Below are 16943 nucleotides of genomic sequence, written 5' to 3' on the forward strand. Positions count from 1 at the left end.
GAGCGGCGGTATCGCCCGGTTATGCCTTGTCACATGAAGTTTTCCGGCAACCAGGTGCAAAGCTGCGGGAAGGCGACGCATAGCACGGCAACGGCAAGGATCAGGATCCAGAACGGAATTGCGCCCTTGAAGATATCGGCCAGTTCCACATCGGGGTCCGGCACCGCGGCCTTGACTGTAAAGACGATGATGCCGAAGGGGGGCGTCAACAGCCCGGCTTCGATCACCAAGATGCCGAAGATCGCAAAGGCCAGCGGATCAAGCCCGATGGTGGTGGCGACGGGGGCAAAGATCGGTACGGTCAGCAGGATAATCGAGGTGGAATCGATGAACATTCCCAACAGAATCCAGACGGTAAAGATGATCCCCAACACCACGATCGGCGATTCACTGACCGAAAACAGCAGATCCCCGATCACCTGCGTTGCCCCGCCCATCGCCAGAAAACGCGAATACATCGAGGCTGCAATCAACAGGATCATGATCGGCGCGGTGGTGCGCCCGGCGCTGTAGATCGCGTCCTTGGCATCGCGCCAGGTCATGCCCTTGGCCAGGCCGATGAGAAACGCACCGATCGCGCCGAAGCCTGCGGCTTCGGTCGGGGTCAGAAAACCGCCCCAGATTCCCCCGATCACCACGGCGATCAGGCCCAGGATCGACAGGCCACCCAGCGACTGCCGCAGCAACAGGGCCGTGCCTTGTGTTGACGGGTCAGGGGCGGGTTGGCAGGGCGCACAGTCCGGATGGCGCAGCGCGTAGATCACGCAATAGACACAGAAGGCCGCTGCCAGAAGCAGGCCGGGAACCAGTCCGGCGATAAACAGCGCCCCGATCGATTGTTCGGTCAGGACCGCCCAGACGATCATCAGGATCGAGGGCGGGATCAGCATGCCCAGGCAGGCGCTGCCTGCGACGGTGCCAAGCGAGAACCGCTTGCTGTACCCAAGCGCGACCATTTCGGGGTAGGCGATACGCGAAAAGGTGGCAGCCGCCGCGATCGACACGCCGGTGATGGCGGCGAAAATCGCATTTCCGGCCACGGTCGCCACGCCAAGGCAGCCCGGCAACCGACGAAAGGCCCGGTTGCACAGCGCGTAAAGATCGTTGGCCGATCCCGACCGGCTGACAAAATCGCCCATCAGGACGAATAATGGAATGATGATGAAGATATCTTTGCGCAGGGCTTCGTAGGCCGTGGTGCTGAGGATGGAAAAGCCGATATCGACGCTGCCCATCATCCAGGTGACGCCAATAAAACTGACCGTGCCCAAGGCTACCGCAAGGTGGACGCCCATCAAAACCAGCAGCATCAGCAGTCCCAGAACAGCAAATATCATAAAAGTCATGTATTATCTGCTCCGTCGGGGGCTTTGGGGATGGGGCGGATCAGGGTTCTGCCGTCTGCTTCCAGCTTTCCGCGCAGATCGGCGATCAGCATCGAAACATAAGCGATGGCGGCAAACAGGCAGGTTGCGACCAGCAGGAACCGTACCGGCCAGGTATAGATGCGCATCGCGCCTTCGCCTTCGTATTCACCCAACCGCACGGCATCGAGCGCCGCAGGCCAGCAGGCATAGGCGATCCCGGCAAACAGCAGCGCGCCAAGCAGCCAGGCAAGCAGCCGCAGCGCACGCGTCCCAGTCGGGCCAAGGTGGTCCTGCAGCAAGGTGGTGCGCAGCATCGATCCGGAATAGATCGCAAGAGGCAGTTGCAAGAAAGTGACCGCGATGACCGAGTTTTGCAGGATTTCCTTAGTTCCGGCGATCGGGTGCAGGAAAAGTGTCCGTCCCAGCACATCGGCGATGATCAGCAGCGCTAGCAGGAAAACCCACCCTGCTGACAGCAAATGTGCCCAACGCGCGATCAACAATTGCGAATTCATCTTGGTGCCTCCTCCAGATGCGTCCGGGCAGATTAGGTTTCGAAACCTCAATGCGCAATATTTTTGTTTATCGAGTGATAATTTAGCGTAACAATGCGGTATCGCCGCGATTCTGGTGGTTTGCGCAGGGAAATGCGCATTCCCGGGAGGCAGAACACGGCATAACAACGCAAGGGAGGGTCGAAAACAATGACATTCACGGCAAAGATGGTGCGCAATCTGGCGATTGCAGCGCTGGGACTGACGGTTGCAGCAGGCACGGCGCAGGCGGACCGGTTCACATTCCGCATCGGGTCCGGGCACCCCAAGGGCCCGGCACCCTATGTGACGACGATGTCGGATTTCTTCGTCGCCGAGGTCAAGCGCCGCGCTGAAGAAGAAACCGAACATAAAGTGACTTTCATCGAATCCTATGGTGGCGGCATCGCGGGCGTGTCTGAAACTTTGGAGGCGGTGCAGCGCGGGTTGTTGGATTTCGGCGGCTATTGTGTGTGCTTTGAGCCTTCCAATCTTTACCTGCACAATTTCCCTTATTTCGAACCGTTCGGGCCGCAGGCGTCTTCGGATGCAATCGCCGCAGTGCGGGTGGTCTATGACAAGAACCCTTGGCTTTCTGAGGTGTTCGAAGAAGAATTCGGTCAGCAGTTGCTGGGACTGGGGGCGTGGGACAATTACCATCTGGGCACCAAGATGGCGTGGACACAGGTGTCCGACCTCAAAGGCGTCAAGATCGGCGGTGCGGGACCGAACCTGCCGTGGCTGGAATATGCGGGGGCAGTGCCGGTGCAATCAAGCCTGCCCGAAGGCTATATGGCCATGAAGACCGGCGTTTATGATGGTTGGCTGATGACGCCAGCCGGGTACAACGGGTTCAAATACTATGAACCGTCGCCCTATTACACGCTGATCGGATTCGGGGCGATGCCGGTCGTCGTTCTGACCGCCAATCAGAAGAAGATGGCCAGCCTGCCGGATGACCTGCGCCAAATCATCTCTGAAGTCGGTGCACAATGGGAACACAGAAACGGCAAGGCGATGGATGACAGCCAAGCGGCCGGTCTGGCGGCGCTGCGGGAAAACGGTGCGATCATCACCGAACTGCCCAATGATGTGCAGGCCGAATGGGCGCAAAGCCTTGCTGAATTCCCGCGCAAAAGCGCCAGAGATGCGAACTCGCGGGGGATGCCGGGCACAAAGGTGATGAAGGATTTCATCGAGGCCGCCAAAGCCGGTGGGCATGTGTGGCCGGTCGAATACACCTTCGATTGACTTGAATGCAGCACCCATCAACATTCCTGATGGGTGCTGCGAATAATGTTAATTTCATCTGTTGGGCCTGTTGCCATTAGCCTTGATGGCAGGAGGTGTCATGTGCCTCTGCCTTGTGGAGGAGGCCTGATGAAACTCGGATATCTCAATATCCCGGCAGAGGCCGTTGCGGCATGTGGCGGACGGGGAGCCGCGCCATCGCATGGGCGTGCCCAACTGGCCCGCGCGCTGGGCTTTTCAGAATTTTACACTGCGGCACCCTACCTGAAGCCGGGTTGTGCGCTGCCGCCCGAGCTTAGACCGGAACAGGAACCCTTTCTACGCATCCTGCCGGATGTACCGGCACGGTCGATGCCGCGCCTGATCGCGCAGAACGGCGAGATTCGAACTTTTGCGCAGTTGCCGACAAACCCTCTGGCCGCACCCGTGCGCACGGCCTGCGACGTGCGGGCACAGTCATTTCAGGGGCACGCCCCGCTGTCGGTCAGTTGGCTGGATACGGATACATTGGCCCGACATTGGGCCGCGCATGTCACCGGCTGTACCCATGCCGCGCGCCGCGCCCGTCCCGATGATTGGCGGGTCGCCCGCACGGTGATCGTCAGCAACGATCCGGCCCGCGCCGAGGCGGCGGCGAAGGATCCTGACAGCCCCTGCCGCGCCTATTATCGCAGCCACGCGCCGGCGGGTGCGGATGATGCCTCGATCGACGCATTGATCGATGGCTGTGTTCTCTATGGTACGCCGGTCTCTGTTCTGGATCGGCTGCAAGACATCACCGAAGTGTCGGCCGCCTTCGGGACGCTGACCTTGGTGGATCATCATTGGCCCGACCGCGCGCTGGCGCGTCAGTCCATGACCTTGTTTGCAGGCGCCGTCCTGCCGACCTATCAGGCGCAGATGCGTCACAAAACCAGAAAGCTTGAATACGCATGACCACTCAGACCCTTCATTCCACCGCTTCGGGAGAAAAAGAAATTCCGGTGCTGCTGTTGCTGAACAGCCTTGGCGCGACCGAGGCGATGTGGGAGCCGCAATTGGCCCTGCTGGAACGCCATTACCGAGTTATCCGCTGTGATACGCGCGGCCACGGCCAAAGCCCGACTCCGGCTTCGCCCTACAGCTTTGACGACATCGTTGCGGATGCGCTGGGGGTTCTGGATGCGCATAACGTCAAGACTGCCAGCGTGATGGGCCTGTCATTGGGTGGCATGACGGCTTTGGGTCTGGGATTGGCCGCGCCCGAGCGGATCGACCGGGTGATCTGCTGCGCCGCGCGTGCCGATGCGCCGCCGCCATTCGTGCAAAGCTGGCATGACCGGCTGGCCAAGATGGAAGATGGCGGTATCGAGGCGGTCTGGAACGGCACTGTCGGGTTCTGGTTGAGCGAAGAAACACGCGCGGCCCATCCTGAACGGGAAGCCAAGCTGCGCGAAAGCTTTCTGCAAACCACTGAAGAAGGCTATCGCGGTTGTGCCCATGCATTGATGGGGCTGGATTACTTGCGTCAGTTGGGCGGCATGACCGTGCCCACTTTGTTTGTTGCGGGTGAAAACGATGCCGGTGCCACCCCCGAAACCATGCGTGCGATGGCCGATGCCTGCCCGGGATCGGCATATACCGTGGTGCCGGGGGCCAAACATGTGATCAACATTGACCGCCCCGACGATTTTGCCGTGGCGATCATGGGTTTCCTTGGGCTGGAAGTTTAATCAGCCGGTGGTCGGCCGCAGGCTGTCATAGGACGTCATGACAGTGCTGCGGTAGGCCGCCCGCTGCCCGAGCCGGTCGTAATATTCGGCCAGAGCGGGCAGGGCGGGGCGGTCAAAATCCATCCTGTAGTACCGCCAAAGGCTGGCTCCGACGGTGATATCGCCCATGGAGAACCGATCCCCCGCGACATAGGGCCGGTCGGACAGATGCGCATCAAGCACCCGGAAATGATCGGTCAAACCCTTGACCGCGCGATCAAGCGCCGCCGGATCGCGCTGCGATTGTGGCAGCCGGACGGTCTGATAGAACAGCGCGATGAAATCCGAATAGGGATTGTTCTGAAACCATTCCATCCACATGTCGGCGCGCGCAGTTTCGGCGGCGGTGGCCCCGGCCAAAGTGCCGTCGCCATAGGCCCGCGCAAGGTAACGCACGATCACATTCGATTCCCAGATCACCAGTTCGCCATCCAGAAGCGTCGGCACCCGGCGGGTCGGGTTCAGCGCGGCATATTCTGCCGTGTCCAGCCCGCCAAAGGCGCCGCCCGCATCCAGTCTGTCATAGTCCAGTCCCAGCTCTTCCAGCGTCCAAAGTACCTTTTGTACATTGACCGAAGTTGTCCGTCCCCAAAGGCGCATTGTTGCTCTCCCCGCGTTTGCCGTTATTTATCGCATGATAATTTTCTGGACTGCAAGGACGGAATGCGTTCTGTTATAGAGACGAAGTAGCATCATCACGGCGGGGCGAAGGTGGCCAGTGTCAGTCAATCAAAAACGGCTTTGCAGTCGCGTCGTCGGCTGTCGCCGGATGCCCGCAAAGACGAAATCGTCTCTGCCGCGGTCGCGCTGTTTGCCGAAAACGGGTTTGACGGCAGCACCCGCGACGTGGCGCGTGGTGCCGGGATCACGCAACCGCTGCTCTATCGGTATTTCCCCAACAAGGAGAGCCTGATCGAAGCGGTCTATGCTCGGGTTTTTCTGGAAAGTTGGAATTCCGAATGGGACGCGATGCTGGCGGATCGCAGCCTGCCGGTGCGTGACCGGTTCCAGCGGTTTTACGAAGCTTACACGGAAACGGTGTTTGACCCGGTGTGGTTGCGGTTGTGGAATTTCGCGGCGCTGCGCGATGCGCAGATTTACCAATGGTATAACCATGTCGTCGAAGAACAGATACTCAAACCGTTGGTGCGTGAGCGGCGCGTTGAACTGGGCCGTGATCAGAGATTCCAGGTCAGCCGCGCCGACCTGGAGGTGCCGTGGTTGCTGCATGGTGGGCTGTTGCATCACGGGTTGCGACGGCACGTGCTGGGCATCGATGCCGATATGGGGCGCGAACATATGATCGCGCAGGCCCTGAACATGTATTTTTTGATGACCGAAGCGCAGGCCGGATGAAGCGACGGGCCGCAGGGGCGGCCCGCGTCGTTCAGATATCGACGAGTTGCACGGCTTGCCCGATTTCGGCGGACAGCGCGATCGCTTCGAGCACCTGAATGTTGTGCACCATCTCTTCGGTGGTGAAGGGATAGGGCGCGCGACCACAGGCGGCATCTGCAAAGGCTTCAAGGTTGGCGGTTACCGAATCTTCCCAGTCATAGTTGATCTGATCGACGGGTTTGCCGGTCTGCGCCGTCAGCATGCGAACGATGCCGTCGGGCGTATCGGGATGGCTGTCATTCAGCACTTCGATCCATTTTTCGGTGCCAAAGACATGCATCCGAATGAAATGCGGGGTGTGAAGCACGGAACTGAATGTTGCGGTCATCCCCGCCTCGAAGGCCATTTGCACGGTGACGACGTCGCCGGTTTCCCAACCCAGCGACCGGTCGGCTGTGAAGGCGTGCAAGGTGCGGATCGGACCGAAGAACGAAATCAGAAGATCGCTGAGATGGATGCCCATCGCGGTCATGCCTGCGGCTGGCGATACCGCTTTGCGGGTGCGCCAGTCATTGGCCGGTACGTTGATTAACTTGTCGTGGCTGAAGGCCGCTTCGGCATGCATAATGGTTCCCAGATCGCCCGATTCCAGCGCGGTGCGCAGGGCCAGCATGGCCGGTTCAAAACGGCGTTCATGGCCAATGCCCAGTTGTACGCCGGCATCCGCACAGGCCTGCACGGAACGGCGCGCACTGTCGGCGGTCAACCCAAGCGGTTTTTCACAAAATACATGTTTGCCGGATTTGGCGATTTCGGCGATTTGCGCTTCGTGCAGCGTGTTGGGGGTCGTCAGGATGACGGCGTCGATATCCGGTACTGCCAGCGGCTGCGCCAATTCGGTCCAGGCCGTCAGCCCGAGATCCAGAATACCGGCATGATTTTCAACGACGGGTTCGACGATTCCGACGACGCGCAGCCAAGGATGTCCCGCCAAGCGCGTGGCGATGTGTTTGCCCCACCATCCAAAGCCAGCGATAGCGACGGTAAAGACGGGGGTGGCCTTGGTCATGGTAAGCTCCGTGCTTGAAGTAATGTCCTGCGTAACACCTGCGCTACGCCACAAGCCCGGAGGCGCGGCGCGATCCGGGCGGGTAGCGGGACAGTAGCGACAGCCCCGATGTGCGAACAAATGATGTATCCTGATGCTATCCTTCAGGAAATTGGATAGCCCTGTGTTGCTCGTCACCATCATGAATGTTGATGGATGATAGGAGAAAACACAATTTCCTTTGAGGGCCCGTTGCCTGCATGTTTTCCGGATCAAGCCGCGAACTCTGGGGAGGAGCCCGCGATTTGGCGTCAGGATCGAAGCTACCTATACAGGCTTTTGCGATCCGCCCAGACATCAGGCCCTTTCCCGGTACGACGCACACACACCTTAGGAATGCGCATGTCGACCGTCAAAGAAAAGCCGATCTGGAAATTCAACGTGACTGGGCGTCACAAGTCTTCGACTCAATCGGTGGCATCGGCGCGTGGCAAAAGCGTGATCATTGACGAACCCGTGCCGCGCGGCGGCACCGACGAAGGTCCGATGCCGGTGGAATATGTTTTCATGGGGCTGGTGGGGTGCACGCATGTGATTTCGAACAAGCTGGCGGCGGCGAATGGGGTGACCTTTACCGCGATGGATATCGATATTGCCGTCACGATGGACAGTCATGGCACCCGGCTGGTCCATCCGATCGATGTGCCGTTTCCAGATGTCACGCTGACCATCAATGCCGATTTCGAAGGTCCGCGCGAAAGCGCCGTCAGGGTGACGCAGATCCTGCGCGACTATTGCGCGGTGTCTAAGATGTTGCAGGAATCAGGCACTAAGGTGGTCGAAAACTGGATTCTGAACGGTGAGCCGGTTTAGGTCCGTGTCGCATGCAATCATCGCTTTCGTCATATCGTTCAACCCGGCAAGGGTCGCGCACGCATGTTGATACAAATGGTCAATATTCTGGGTCCGATTCTTGCGATGACCCTGATCGGCTATGTAATGGGGCGGTCTTCGCTTGGGTTGGAAACGCGAACCCTGAGCACGGTGGTCATTCTGGTCGCGACGCCTGCGTTGATCTTCAACACGCTGACGTCTTTGCATGTGACGCCCGAAACGATCGGGCGGATGGCCGCGGCTGCGCTGTTATGCCTGTCGCTGGCGGGTGGTCTTGGATTGGCGGTGCTGCTTCTTGTTGGTGGATCGGTGCGCAGCTTCCTGCCGCCCCTGATGCTGCCGAATTCGGGCAATATGGGGCTGCCGCTGGTGGTGTTGGCCTTTGGGTCCGAGGGCATGCAGCTGGGTGTGGCCTATTTCTTCGTGGTGGCGTTGGTGCAGCACACGGTGGGCCTGTCGATCTATGCCGGAACGCTTCGGCTGCGGGCCCTGGCGCGGCAGCCGCTGATCTATTCGGTGGCGGCGGTGTTGCTGGTTACATGGTTCGATCTGCCGGTACCGCAGATCCTGCTGACTACGACGGAAATGTTGGGCGGCATGATGATTCCCGCGATGTTGTTGCTACTGGGAACGTCGCTCGCTTCGTTGCAAATCGCCGATTTGCGGCCCGCGCTGATGGTGGCGGTGGGCCGGTTGCTGATCGGTGTTCTTTCGGCGGCGATCGTCATTTTCGTATTGGGCCTGAGTGGCGTCGCGGCGGGCACGGTGTTCCTGCTGGCCACGATGCCGACGGCGATCATCAGCTACGTCTTTGCCGAACGCTATCAGAGGGACGCCCGGCAAGTGGCCGGTTCGGTGGTGGTTTCGACCCTGTTAACCTTTGTCTGCCTGCCCGTGCTGGTCTGGACGGCGCTAGAGATTTCAGGTGGCGGATTGCCGGTTTCGGTGGCGCAAGAATGACCCGGCTGGCAGTGCATCCGGTGCCGGGGCAGGACGGAAATACAGCTGTTGCGCGACGGGGTAACCGGCGGCAACCAATGTTTCTCTTTGGTCGCCCAAAATGTGCGAAAATCGCCGAAAAATTCGTAAAACAAACCCGATATTGCAACAAATATAGTATCAATATCGACAAAAATCCGTTAATGGTTTTTGAAGGTTCAATATGAAAAAAAGGTCGACCAAAGAAGGCACTGAACAGAGCGATCTTTTACTGACCCCTTAGCGGGGCGGTGAAAAAGCCGCGTCAGACGGCAGAGCGAGTGGAGCGCTCAATTCATTAGGGAGGAAAATATGACTAAAATTAACACGACAGGTGTCAGCCGTCGAAATTTCCTAGCAGCGGGCACCGCGACTGCGGGTCTGTCTGCGCTCAGCATCACGATCCCCGGATCTGCCTTTGCGCAGAGCTATCCCCGGCGACCGATCACGCTTGTGGTGATGTATGCGGCCGGTGGCGGTACCGATGCGATCATGCGCAAACTGGCCGATGAAATGGCGCGGGCCAAGGGCTGGACGATCAATGTCATCAATAAGCCCGGCGCGGTTGGCGGCGTGGCGACCCAATTCGTCGATGCCGCCCGGCCCGATGGCTATACGCTGATGGGGGCGGCCAACTACAACCGCTTCGTGCGGGTTCTTGGACATGCCGATTTCGTACCTTGGGAAGACTGGGTCCCGATGAAAGCTGCCAATGCGCCCGCAAGCTGGTCGGTGCGCAAGGATTCGCCGTTCCAATCCATGCAGGACGTGATCGCAGCAGCCAAGGCAGATCCCGGCAGCTTGACGATTTCAACTTCGGGGACCGGAGGGGTGTGGCACGAAGTGGCGCTGATCCTTGCGAAGATGGCCGGAATCGAGCTGAAATACGTGCCCTATAAAGGCGGCAAACCGGCGACGCTGGCAGGGCTTCAGGGCGAAACAGATATCGCCGGTGGTGGTCTGCACGAACATATCGACCTGATCCGCACCGGCGAGATGCGCAACCTGTGCCATGCCGGCGCCAAGGACATTACCCTGCCGAACGGAACGGTGTTGCCGTCGATTGGTGGGATCATTCCAGAAAGCCAGAAAATCCTGCCGGTGGGCGCAACCTACAACTTCATGATGCAGCGAAGCCTGCCACCCGAGATTCAGCAGGAATTGGCGGATGCGTTCCGCGCTGCCGCGTCTTCTGAGGGCTTCCGCGAAATGATGGAGGCGAAGTTCTTTGATCTGGATTTGCTGGTGGGCGAAGCTGCTGACCGGCAGGGCGCGTTGATGGAAACGATCACCGTTGACATCTTCAACAACAACAAGGACGCCATCGGCGCTGAAGTCAAATCCGCTGCCGAACTGGGCCTGCCCGCACCAGAGGATTTCGATACCTGGTGGCCGCCGCAGGGGTATACCCCGCCTTCCTTTACCTAAGGCATAGAAACCGCGTTCGGGTCGGGTATCGACCCTGGCCCGAACGTCGATCCTATTTGCGCGACCAGAGGCACGAGATGACACAAGTAAATGCGGATGACATAAAATTCGAAGGCGAAGACGCCAATTCAGGTCATGCTCCGCCGCGGCTGGACCTGATCGCTGCGGGTTTCCTGTTCGCGCTGGCTGTCGTGGTTATGGTCGCGTCGCTGCGGTTGCCGGTGCCGGGCACTGTGCTGACGGCGCCGGGTCTGTTGCCGTTCATTGCGGCCGGATCGCTGGCGGCGATGGCCGTGTTGCTGGGCCTGTCGGCGCTGCGCCGCCATCGCGCCGGAGTGACCGCCCAGCCCGAGGACATCCGCGACGTGCCGCAAGACAAGCGCACGGTGGCGCTGGCTGGGACGGTGGCGCTCTATATCCTCGCGCTGCAGGTGCTGGCGTTTCAGGTCTATTTTTCGATCGGCAGCGTCCCTTTCGTTCTGTCCGCCTTCGAGCCTGTCACTGTGCTGGCGCTGGCCGCGATCATTCACACGTCATGGCGCGGCCCGCTTTGGATTACCGTGCTGACCGCCATGGGCTGGACCCTGGCGCTGTCGCTGACGTTCCAGAAACTGTTCAATATTCCGCTTCCTGGAGGCTTCTGAGACATGCTTGATGCTTTTGCCCAACTCATGTCGCCGATTCTGCTGGCGATGACCCTTGCAGGGGTTTGTCTTGGCATCATCTGGGGGGCTCTGCCGGGGCTGTCCACGACGATGGCAATGGGGCTTCTGATCGGTCTGTCGGCAGGGATGTCGCAGGAAATTTCGATTTGTTTCATGTTGGGGGTTTATACTGGATCGGTCTTTGGTGGTGCGATTTCGGCCATCCTGATCAACATTCCGGGCACGCCCGATGCGGTGCCCACGATGATCGAAGGTCATCAATTGGCGCAGCGTGGCGAAGGCGGGCAGGCGCTTGGCATGTCCATCGCCGCATCGTTTGTCGGTGGCTCGGTGGGGATTATCCTGCTGATCCTTTTCATTCCGCTGATCCTGACATTCGCGTTGAATTTCAAATCGTGGGAAATGTTCTGGCTGGCAGTGATCGGAATCATGGTTTCAGGGTCGATGGCGGCAGGATCAATGCCTTTGAAGGGCTGGATCGCCGGTTGGATCGGCATTCTGATCGCCTTGGTCGGTCTGGACGAGATCCACGCGGTGCCCCGGTTCACCTTCGGCAGTTTCATGCTGTATGATGGCGTTTCCTATGTCGCGATCCTGATTGGTCTGTTCGGCCTGTCCGAGATCCTGCGGACATTGCCATCGAAAAACGCCCCCACCATTCCCGGCGAAGTCGGCCGCACCATGCCGCAGCTTGGTTTGCTGATGCGCTATTGCCCGGCTGCGATCCGGTCGGGTGTTCTGGGCGCGGTGATCGGCGCAATTCCGGGGGCAGGGGCCAATGTGGCATCCTTTCTTGCCTATGATATCGGTCGCCGCCGGGCCAGCCCGGAAGAAGCGGCGCGCTGGGGCAAGGGCAGCTATCAGGCGCTGGTTTGTGCGGAAACATCAAACAACGCCAATATCGGCGGGTCGATGCTGCCAACGCTGGCGCTGGGCATTCCCGGCAATGCCGCTGCGGCCGCTTTGCTGGCTGCGCTGACGCTGAAGAATGTCAGCGTCGGACCCACCATCGAGGTCGATCATCCCGGCTTGATCTATTTTATCTATGGCGCGCTGATCATCGCCAACATCCTGATGTATCTGGCCGCTTTTGCGCTGATCAAACCCTGCGTCAAGCTGTTCAGCCTGCCGCGCGGTATCCTGATGCCACTGATCATCCCGGTTTGCGTGATTGGCGCCTATTCGGTGAAGCTGTCGATGTTCGACGTCTGGGTGATGTTCGGCGCAGGCGTGGCGGGATGGTTGCTGACGGTGTTCCGCTTTCCGGTCGCTCCGATCGTTTTGGGGGTAATTCTGGCGCCACTTGCGGACGAAAACCTGCGTCGGGCGCTGTTCGTCTTTGAAGGCAAGAGCTTGGGATTTGTCCTGTCGCAATGGATCGGGACCATCCTGATGGCCGCAGTGCTGTTCGTCATCATCGAAGGCATTCTGCGCGGATTGCGGGCGGCGCGTGCGCAGCCCGACGCCGTCGCGGCAAGCTGAGTTAAAGGGAGAAATATACGTGAAAACCCAAAGAAAAGAAATCGGTCTGGCGATTGTTGGTTGTGGAACCATCGGACGAATTCGTGCCGAATTGGCGCGGTCCTTTCCCGGTGTCGGCTGGATCGGGCTGTGCGATATCAAGTCGGATATTGGTGAAAAGCTGGCCGCTGATGTCGATGCCGATTTCTATACAAATGACTACCGCGAATTACTGAAACGGCCCGAAGTCACGGCGACGATCATCGCCACGGATGAGAATTTCCACTTCGATCCGACCATGCTTGCGATTGAGCAGGGACACGACCTGTTCATCGAAAAGCCATTGGCTACCGATGCGCGCCAGTCGGCGCAGATCCTTGCAGCGATCGAGGCGGCAGGTGTCGATGCCGTCGTCGGATATACCCAGCGATTCCGCCGCCGGTTCCTGACGATCAAGGAAAAACTGATCACCGGGCAGATCGGTGATGTGCATTCGGTGGTGACCCGCGCTTTCATGAACCGCATGGTGCCGATTGCCACCACCCGACGCACCCAGGAACGCGCGACATTGACGCCCATGGTGGTGTCCGGCACCCATAGTCTGGACATGTCGATGTGGCTGATGGAGGGGAAAACGCCCAAGTCAGTCTTTGCCCAATCCTGCGACCGGGTGCTGAGCAAGCACGGCACCAAGGATTCAACCTTTGGCGTCTTTACCATGACCGATGGCACGATCTGGTCGATGAATATCAGCTGGGCCCTGCCTGAAGTCTGGCCCGGTGCTGTCTATGGTCTCGAGATCGGTATCGTCGGCGACAAGGGCGTGATCGACATCGAGGACACCCATCGCGATGTCGTGCTGGCAAGCGAAGTGGCACAGGGCGGCGGGTATGTGCCCGAAGGCTTTGTCGCTCCGCCCCGGCATGTCGATTTCCTGACCAGCTACCCGCCGGGGGATCTTCACAATGGTCAGCTTTGGGGGCCGATGCGCGAAGAAACCAACGCGTGGTATCAACGGCTGTATTCTGGCCAAGCCACACCGCATGCGACCGCCGCGGACGGACATCGCAACCTTTTGATGACCATGGCGATGGACCTGTCGGCCAAGCGCGGCCAGCCGGTCGATTTTCCGGTCGATCCGGACGAATTGATGCGGGAATTGGTTGGATGACCGGACGGACCCGTATCACGTTTGGCGGCTATCAAGGGCCGGGTTCGGTTCATACCCGTGGGGCGCAGGTGTTTTGCGACACCTTGCGCCGGCTGGCCGGGGACCGGGTCGAGGTGGTGTTCCGTCCAAACATCATCGAGGAAGGGCACAAGGCGGCCGATCTGCTGAGCCTGACCGAAAGCGGCGAACTGGACGGTTGCTATTTTTCGTCCAGCTATCTGGCGGGTCGGGTTCCGGCGCTTTCGATCTTTGACATGCATTTTGCGGTGCCCGACCGGGCGCAGACATTTGCCATGCTGGATGGCGCGTTGGGTGATCGATTGGCGCAAGAGGTCGCGCAGCACACCGGCTATGCGATGCTGGGGGCATGGGATAACGGATTGCGGCATATCTCGACCGTCGACCGCCCCTTGAACCAGCCGGAGCAATGCCGCGGGCTGGTGCTGCGTACATTGGCGAATGAGGATCATCAGCGCATCTTTCGGGCGCTGGGCTTCGATCCTCGTGTCATCGACGTAAAGGATCTGCCCGCGGCGGTTACCCGCGGCGAGGTCGATGCGCAGGAAAACCCGCTGACCAACATCTACAATTTTGACTTGCACAAGACCCAGGCGACAATCACCCTGACCGGTCATCTGCTGGGCATTGCGCCGGTTCTGTTCAACCGTACGCGGCTGCAAAGCTGGCCCGACGACATTCGGGACGCGGTGACCCGTGCCGTTGCCGCAGCCACCGATGCCCAACGTGCCTTCGCGCGTGAAGATGACGACATCTGTGCACAGAAGCTTCGGGCGGACGGAGCCGCCCTGATTCCGCTGAACGAATCCGAGCGTCAGAGTTACCGGGCCGCCGTCAGTGCCGAAGTCGGGCAAAGTCGCGCGCGGCTGGACCCTGGGCTGCTTGCGCTCTTTGAAACTCTACCCCCAACCGAAAGGCAGGTGTCCGCATGAGCGACCAGATTGCTACCCCCGAACTACACTCCGGACGACCAGGCTTTGGAAGGAGAATTTCCATGACCCGCAAGACCTTTCTATCTTCACCCGAAACCGTGACCTTGATGGCGCTTATGGTGATGTCTGGGCTGTCGCTGGTTTTCCTCAGCAGTTTGGTTGCCGCGCCAAAGGCGCTGTTTGGCCGGTCGCTATCTGCCATTCCGCCCAGCTTGTTCCCCAGTATCGTATTGGCGCTGATCGTGGTGCTTTGTGCCTGTGCGCTGCTGCTGATCCGGTCCGGCACGGTGGCCGAGCCTTCCAAGGGAATGACGCGCACCGAGTGGCTTCGCGCGATCACCCTATTCGGCATCATGACGCTTTATGCCCTAACCATGGCGCCGTTCGGGTTCCTGATCTCGACGGCGATCGCGACCACGCTGATTTCACTGCATATGGGGGCACGGTCGGTGCCACAGATGGCCTGCGTTGCGGTCCTCGGCCCGGTGCTGCTTTACCTTGCCGCGACGCGCCTGCTGGCGGTGTCGCTTCCCGAACTCAATGTGATCGAGTTGGCCTATGCACGTCTGCTGGCCCTGTGATCCAGATGAAACCCTCCAAACTCCGAGACCTCAATGATTGATCAACTCACCGAAGGCTTCTTCATGGCCATGCGCCTGGACACCATGGCCATGATGAGCATAGGCCTGTTCGCCGGTATGCTTGTCGGGTCCTTGCCCGGGTTCACCACCTTGATGGCGATGGCGATCCTGCTGCCCATTTCCTTCTTCCTTGACCCGATTGTCGGCATTCCGTTTTTGCTGGGCATCTACAAGGGCGGAATCTTTGGCGGCAGCGTCCCGGCCATCCTGATTTCGATGCCGGGCACCGGGGCGGCGGTTGCGACGTCTCGCGATGGCTACAAGCTAACCCAACAAGGGAAATCCCGAAAAGCGTTGGATATGGCGCTGTTTGCGTCGGTTTTTGGCGATACCGCCAGTGACGTTTTCACCATCCTGATGATCTTTCCCATCGCCTTTCTGGTGATGCAGTTCGGCCCGCCGGAATTGTTTGCCGTGCTGCTGATGAGCCTTGTCATCATCGCCGCCACGTCGGGGGCCAACCCGATGAAAAGCCTGATCATGATGATGCTGGGATTGTGGCTGTCATTTATCGGGACAGACCCGTTGGGCGGTGTCGAACGGTTCACCTTCGGCCTGTTTGACCTGAAATCCGGCATTCCACTGCTGCCGATGCTGATCGGTGTCTTTGCCCTGCCCGAAGTGGCGTCTGTGGTGATCCGCAACGAAAAAGGGCGCAAATTGGCGGCCCTGATGGGGGAACGGCTTAGCCGGGTCGAGTTTCGCCGCTGTCTGCCGACCATTTGCCGCTCGACTGTGATTGGGACGGCGATCGGCATCGTGCCGGGCCTTGGGCAGATCGTCGCCGCGATGATGGGCTATTCCGCCGCCAAGAACGCTTCGAAACATCCTGAAACCTTTGGCGAGGGCGAAATCGAAGGCGTCGCCGCAGCCGAGGCGGCCAACAATGCCGTGAACGGGCCAACGATGGTGCCGCTGCTGACGTTGGGCATTCCGGGCGACAACGTGACCGCCATCCTGCTGGGGGCCTTTGTGGCCCAGGGTCTGCGTCCCGGCCCGCAGCTGTTCGAAGAACAAGGGGCCACCGTTTTTGCCATCCTGGTGGCGATGGTGATTGCCAACCTGTTGTTCCTGGCAATTGGCTATCTGTCGATCCCGTTCTTTTCGCGCTTGGTGACAATCAAGACATCGGTGCTGATCCCGCTGGTCATCATGTTCGCTTTTGCCGGCACCTATGTCTATCGGTCCGATCCCGTCGATCTGCTGATCCTCGTGGGCTTCGGTATCTTCGGCATCGTCGCCAAGGCCGCCCGGTTTGACGTGATGCCCATGGTGATGGGCTTCATCCTCGGGCCATCGATGGAATACGCCTTTGGCCAGACCGTCGCGATGTCCGGCGGTAATGCGTTGAGCTTTTTCCTGACCGAACGGGTCGGCGCGCTGGCGGTTCTTCTTGTCACTCCGGTTCTCGGCTTCCTGCTTTGGAAGCGGCTTTATAGCAGCCCGAAAACGGCCTGATCCAACGGC

18 protein-coding genes are annotated in these 16943 nt (G+C 59.5%); 14 read left to right on the forward strand and 4 right to left on the reverse strand.

Annotated elements, in window-relative coordinates:
- Positions 1 to 29: 29 nt before the first annotated feature.
- A complete protein-coding gene (locus TG4357_RS16685) occupies positions 30 to 1346 on the reverse strand; it encodes a TRAP transporter large permease (protein WP_058264043.1) in 1317 nt (438 codons plus the stop codon).
- Positions 1343 to 1882 (reverse strand): TRAP transporter small permease, encoded by a 540-nt coding sequence (locus tag TG4357_RS19575; protein ID WP_058264044.1) that lies wholly within the window; start codon positions 1880 to 1882, stop codon positions 1343 to 1345. Before TG4357_RS19575 ends, TG4357_RS16685 begins: the two co-directional genes overlap by 4 nt.
- A gap of 189 nt (positions 1883 to 2071) precedes the next feature.
- Here TG4357_RS19575 and TG4357_RS16695 point away from each other — a divergent pair, with 189 nt between their 5' ends.
- The 3 genes from TG4357_RS16695 (at position 2072) to TG4357_RS16705 (ending at position 4863) form a co-directional block, all read left to right on the forward strand.
- Entirely contained in the window at positions 2072 to 3151 is a 1080-nt protein-coding gene (locus tag TG4357_RS16695) for a C4-dicarboxylate TRAP transporter substrate-binding protein (protein ID WP_058264045.1), read from the forward strand.
- Positions 3152 to 3280: 129 nt separating this feature from the next.
- Positions 3281 to 4087: a hypothetical protein gene (locus TG4357_RS16700; RefSeq protein WP_058264046.1), complete on the forward strand. Its 807-nt coding sequence runs from the start codon at positions 3281 to 3283 to the stop codon at positions 4085 to 4087.
- Positions 4084 to 4863 carry an alpha/beta fold hydrolase gene (locus TG4357_RS16705; RefSeq protein ID WP_058264047.1) on the forward strand — a complete coding sequence of 260 codons (780 nt, stop codon included), beginning with the start codon at positions 4084 to 4086 and terminating at the stop codon, positions 4861 to 4863. The genes TG4357_RS16700 and TG4357_RS16705 overlap by 4 nt, the downstream gene beginning before the upstream one ends.
- On the opposite strand, the gene TG4357_RS16710 is transcribed toward TG4357_RS16705, so the two are convergent.
- The gene (locus TG4357_RS16710; protein WP_058264048.1) at positions 4864 to 5502 is read right to left on the reverse strand and encodes a glutathione S-transferase family protein; all 639 of its coding nucleotides are present in this window, start codon (positions 5500 to 5502) and stop codon (positions 4864 to 4866) included.
- A gap of 111 nt (positions 5503 to 5613) precedes the next feature.
- On the opposite strand from TG4357_RS16710, the gene TG4357_RS16715 reads away from it, so the two are divergent.
- On the forward strand, positions 5614 to 6258 hold the full coding sequence (locus tag TG4357_RS16715; RefSeq protein ID WP_082644175.1) for a TetR/AcrR family transcriptional regulator: 645 nt from the start codon (positions 5614 to 5616) through the stop codon (positions 6256 to 6258).
- Between the two features lie 31 nt (positions 6259 to 6289).
- Here the strand turns inward: TG4357_RS16715 and TG4357_RS16720 are convergent, their stop codons facing one another.
- Complete coding sequence (locus tag TG4357_RS16720; RefSeq protein WP_058264050.1) at positions 6290 to 7309, reverse strand: Gfo/Idh/MocA family protein; 1020 nt, start codon at positions 7307 to 7309, stop codon at positions 6290 to 6292.
- A 381-nt stretch (positions 7310 to 7690) separates the two neighbouring features.
- On the opposite strand from TG4357_RS16720, the gene TG4357_RS16725 reads away from it, so the two are divergent.
- The 10 genes from TG4357_RS16725 (at position 7691) to TG4357_RS16770 (ending at position 16934) form a co-directional block, all read left to right on the forward strand.
- Positions 7691 to 8161, forward strand: coding sequence for an OsmC family protein (locus tag TG4357_RS16725; protein WP_058264051.1), 471 nt, complete (start codon positions 7691 to 7693; stop codon positions 8159 to 8161).
- A 63-nt stretch (positions 8162 to 8224) separates the two neighbouring features.
- Positions 8225 to 9142, forward strand: coding sequence for an AEC family transporter (locus tag TG4357_RS16730; RefSeq protein WP_058264052.1), 918 nt, complete (start codon positions 8225 to 8227; stop codon positions 9140 to 9142).
- A complete protein-coding gene (locus TG4357_RS16735) occupies positions 9139 to 9348 on the forward strand; it encodes a hypothetical protein (protein ID WP_058264053.1) in 210 nt (69 codons plus the stop codon). The genes TG4357_RS16730 and TG4357_RS16735 overlap by 4 nt, the downstream gene beginning before the upstream one ends.
- Positions 9349 to 9472: 124 nt before the next feature.
- Positions 9473 to 10588 carry a tripartite tricarboxylate transporter substrate binding protein gene (locus TG4357_RS16740; RefSeq protein WP_058264054.1) on the forward strand — a complete coding sequence of 372 codons (1116 nt, stop codon included), beginning with the start codon at positions 9473 to 9475 and terminating at the stop codon, positions 10586 to 10588.
- Positions 10589 to 10665: 77 nt separating this feature from the next.
- Entirely contained in the window at positions 10666 to 11232 is a 567-nt protein-coding gene (locus TG4357_RS16745) for a tripartite tricarboxylate transporter TctB family protein (RefSeq protein WP_058264055.1), read from the forward strand.
- A gap of 3 nt (positions 11233 to 11235) precedes the next feature.
- Positions 11236 to 12735, forward strand: coding sequence for a tripartite tricarboxylate transporter permease (locus TG4357_RS16750; RefSeq protein ID WP_058264056.1), 1500 nt, complete (start codon positions 11236 to 11238; stop codon positions 12733 to 12735).
- Between the two features lie 19 nt (positions 12736 to 12754).
- A complete protein-coding gene (locus TG4357_RS16755; RefSeq protein ID WP_082644178.1) occupies positions 12755 to 13885 on the forward strand; it encodes a Gfo/Idh/MocA family protein in 1131 nt (376 codons plus the stop codon).
- Entirely contained in the window at positions 13882 to 14835 is a 954-nt protein-coding gene (locus tag TG4357_RS16760) for a TRAP transporter substrate-binding protein (protein ID WP_058264057.1), read from the forward strand. Before TG4357_RS16755 ends, TG4357_RS16760 begins: the two co-directional genes overlap by 4 nt.
- 62 nt (positions 14836 to 14897) lie before the next feature.
- Positions 14898 to 15416, forward strand: a complete 519-nt coding sequence (locus tag TG4357_RS16765) for a tripartite tricarboxylate transporter TctB family protein (protein ID WP_058264058.1) — start codon at positions 14898 to 14900, stop codon at positions 15414 to 15416.
- A gap of 33 nt (positions 15417 to 15449) precedes the next feature.
- The gene (locus TG4357_RS16770; protein WP_058264059.1) at positions 15450 to 16934 is read left to right on the forward strand and encodes a tripartite tricarboxylate transporter permease; all 1485 of its coding nucleotides are present in this window, start codon (positions 15450 to 15452) and stop codon (positions 16932 to 16934) included.
- Positions 16935 to 16943 lie beyond the last annotated feature (9 nt).

Origin of the sequence: Thalassovita gelatinovora, assembly GCF_001458355.1 — a bacterium.
GTDB classification, from domain to species: Bacteria; Pseudomonadota; Alphaproteobacteria; order Rhodobacterales; family Rhodobacteraceae; genus Thalassobius; species Thalassobius gelatinovorus.

Coding starts and splice junctions, on each gene's coding strand:
- TG4357_RS16685 (WP_058264043.1), bottom strand. CDS start 1,346: ATGACTTTTATGATATTTGCTGTTCTGGGACTGCTGATGCTGCTGGTT.
- TG4357_RS19575 (WP_058264044.1), bottom strand. CDS start 1,882: ATGAATTCGCAATTGTTGATCGCGCGTTGGGCACATTTGCTGTCAGCA.
- TG4357_RS16695 (WP_058264045.1), top strand. CDS start 2,072: ATGACATTCACGGCAAAGATGGTGCGCAATCTGGCGATTGCAGCGCTG.
- TG4357_RS16700 (WP_058264046.1), top strand. CDS start 3,281: ATGAAACTCGGATATCTCAATATCCCGGCAGAGGCCGTTGCGGCATGT.
- TG4357_RS16705 (WP_058264047.1), top strand. CDS start 4,084: ATGACCACTCAGACCCTTCATTCCACCGCTTCGGGAGAAAAAGAAATT.
- TG4357_RS16710 (WP_058264048.1), bottom strand. CDS start 5,502: ATGCGCCTTTGGGGACGGACAACTTCGGTCAATGTACAAAAGGTACTT.
- TG4357_RS16720 (WP_058264050.1), bottom strand. CDS start 7,309: ATGACCAAGGCCACCCCCGTCTTTACCGTCGCTATCGCTGGCTTTGGA.
- TG4357_RS16725 (WP_058264051.1), top strand. CDS start 7,691: ATGTCGACCGTCAAAGAAAAGCCGATCTGGAAATTCAACGTGACTGGG.
- TG4357_RS16730 (WP_058264052.1), top strand. CDS start 8,225: ATGTTGATACAAATGGTCAATATTCTGGGTCCGATTCTTGCGATGACC.
- TG4357_RS16735 (WP_058264053.1), top strand. CDS start 9,139: ATGACCCGGCTGGCAGTGCATCCGGTGCCGGGGCAGGACGGAAATACA.
- TG4357_RS16740 (WP_058264054.1), top strand. CDS start 9,473: ATGACTAAAATTAACACGACAGGTGTCAGCCGTCGAAATTTCCTAGCA.
- TG4357_RS16745 (WP_058264055.1), top strand. CDS start 10,666: ATGACACAAGTAAATGCGGATGACATAAAATTCGAAGGCGAAGACGCC.
- TG4357_RS16750 (WP_058264056.1), top strand. CDS start 11,236: ATGCTTGATGCTTTTGCCCAACTCATGTCGCCGATTCTGCTGGCGATG.
- TG4357_RS16760 (WP_058264057.1), top strand. CDS start 13,882: ATGACCGGACGGACCCGTATCACGTTTGGCGGCTATCAAGGGCCGGGT.
- TG4357_RS16765 (WP_058264058.1), top strand. CDS start 14,898: ATGACCCGCAAGACCTTTCTATCTTCACCCGAAACCGTGACCTTGATG.
- TG4357_RS16770 (WP_058264059.1), top strand. CDS start 15,450: ATGATTGATCAACTCACCGAAGGCTTCTTCATGGCCATGCGCCTGGAC.